Annotated in this window: 2 protein-coding genes; both read left to right on the forward strand. The window is 67.3% G+C overall.

What is annotated here, in order from left to right; translation table 11 throughout:
- A partial coding sequence (locus HNV26_RS38815; protein ID WP_253817402.1) for an ADP-ribosyltransferase domain-containing protein occupies window positions 1–957 on the forward strand: 957 nt, incomplete at its 5' end.
- A gap of 210 nt (window positions 958–1,167) precedes the next feature.
- Window positions 1,168–1,731 (forward strand): MarR family winged helix-turn-helix transcriptional regulator, encoded by a 564-nt coding sequence (locus tag HNV26_RS37235; RefSeq protein WP_171445586.1) that lies wholly within the window; start codon window positions 1,168–1,170, stop codon window positions 1,729–1,731.
- Window positions 1,732–2,013 lie beyond the last annotated feature (282 nt).

Genomic DNA, 2,013 nt, shown 5'->3' on the forward strand with positions numbered 1-2,013 from the left:
ACGCTGGGCGGCGCGAAGGCGCCCGTCTCCCCCCCGCCGACGACCCTCCCCGTCGCGGTCGGCCCCGCCGTCCTCCGGGATGACTCGGTCATCGCCCCGTTCGTGGCCCAGGGTGTGCCCCGGGGCGCCATCAAGAACATCAGCGACGAAGGCTTCTCCGCGCTCCAGGGCCTGAAGCAGAACCAGGGCGACGCCAGCTCCACCGACTTCGCCACCCTCAAGTCGGAGGTCGGCCCCAAGGCCGACCTCATCCGCGCGGTGTTCGCCCAGGGTGGGCCGCACGTGAAGATGGGTGACGCGGAGCGCGTCAAGCTGGCCAGCGTGTTCAACGAAGGCTTCGCCGTGGACACCGCCACGGTGGAGAACTACCGCAAGCAGATGAGCGTGCTCACGGAGGGGAAGTTCGAGCCCTACGTGGAGATGGCGAACACCCACCTGACGCAGAACCTGAAGGACTACCCGAAGACGGCCACCAGCGTGGCGAACATCAACGGGCTCTCCGACGAGGGCAAGGTCTCCCTCTACAAATACACACAGGAGAAGTTCAAGCCGTACAACGGCCAGGTCCTCTTCCCGCTGGCAAAGAATGGCGCCGGCCCCACGTCTCAGGCGCTGCGCAACAACCTGGATGGCATTGCCGTCACCCGCGCGGCCCTCAACGAGCTGCCGAAGTTCCAGGGCACCGTGTTCCGCGGCGACAGCAAGAAGTACTACGACGCCTACACGAAGGACGCCGTCATCACCCGGGATGCCTTCACCAGCACGGCCAAGAACCCGGACGCGAAGTTCGATGGCGACGCCATCCTCGAAATCCGGACCAAGACGGGCCGCGACATCCAGGGTGCCTCGCTCAAGCCGGGTGAGGAGGAGGTGCTCATCCCGCCCGGAGCCACCTTCAAGGTCCTGGAGCGGGACGACACGGGCTCCATCCTCCGGCTCACGCTCGAGGAGCTCTGAGCGCTCGCCCGCCCGGTGTCTGGCCTTCATGGCGGGGGGGGCCCACGGCGCCCCTCCCCACCGGGGCCTGCCTGAGCCTTCGAAAAGCCTCCGGCTTGACGTCCGGCTTGCGAGCGGTCAACAGCCAACGGTTTTTCAGCAGCGGGTCGGACGGCGACGCGATAGACCTGCTGCGACTCAAACCATCGGCTTGAGACACGGAGGCAGCAGGTGACAGCAGAAGAATCCCCGAAGGGACCGGCAGAAGAGCCGCTGGGCCCACACGAAGGTGAGCGGACCTACAAAGGACCTCCCCTTGGTGAAGTGCTCGAATTCATGCGACTGCTCTGGGCCGTGGACCACGGGCTCCAGTCCACGTCGAAGCGCATGGAGTCCACGCTGGGACTCACGGGTCCGCAGCGCCTGGTCATCCGTCTGGTGGGGCGCTTCCCCGACATCACCGCGGGCATGCTCGCGCAGATCCTCCACGTCCATCCCAGCACCTTGACGGGCGTGCTCAAGCGCCTGGAGAAGCGGGGCCTGCTGGAGCGCAAGTCCGACCCGCTCGACGGGCGCAAGGCGCTGTTCTCCCTGACGGACGAGGGGCGCGCGCTCGACATCCCCTCCGAGGGCACGGTGGAGTCGTCGGTGCAGCGCGTGCTGTCACGCCTTTCGCGCACGCACATCGTCGCGACGCAGGAAGTGCTCACCGCGCTGGCCCGGGAGCTGGGCGGCGTCCCCATGTCTGAAGTCGAGTTCGACGAGGCGGGCGCGCGCAAGCAAGTCGTCCGATGAGCCGGCGGCCCGCCCGCTCCCTCGCCGCTGCCGGGGACGCGTGTGGTGGGCTTCGTAGGAAGGGCGAGCCCGGTGGACCGCGTCATCTCCCGGACCCTCGCCCTTGTGTCTCCTTCCAGCGCCAGACACCTGGGGCCCTTCGGATGGGCTCCTGGGTCGTTATGCTTCGCAAGAAGGGGCCGGCTGCTAGAAAATCGGGAAATAGGCAGCCCCACCAGGGGTTGCCTCGTCACTGAGCGGACAGGACAGCGTGAACCTCGATACACCGCAGACTCCAGGCCC

It is taken from the genome of Myxococcus xanthus (assembly GCF_013116825.1).
GTDB classification, from domain to species: domain Bacteria; phylum Myxococcota; class Myxococcia; order Myxococcales; family Myxococcaceae; genus Myxococcus; species Myxococcus xanthus_B.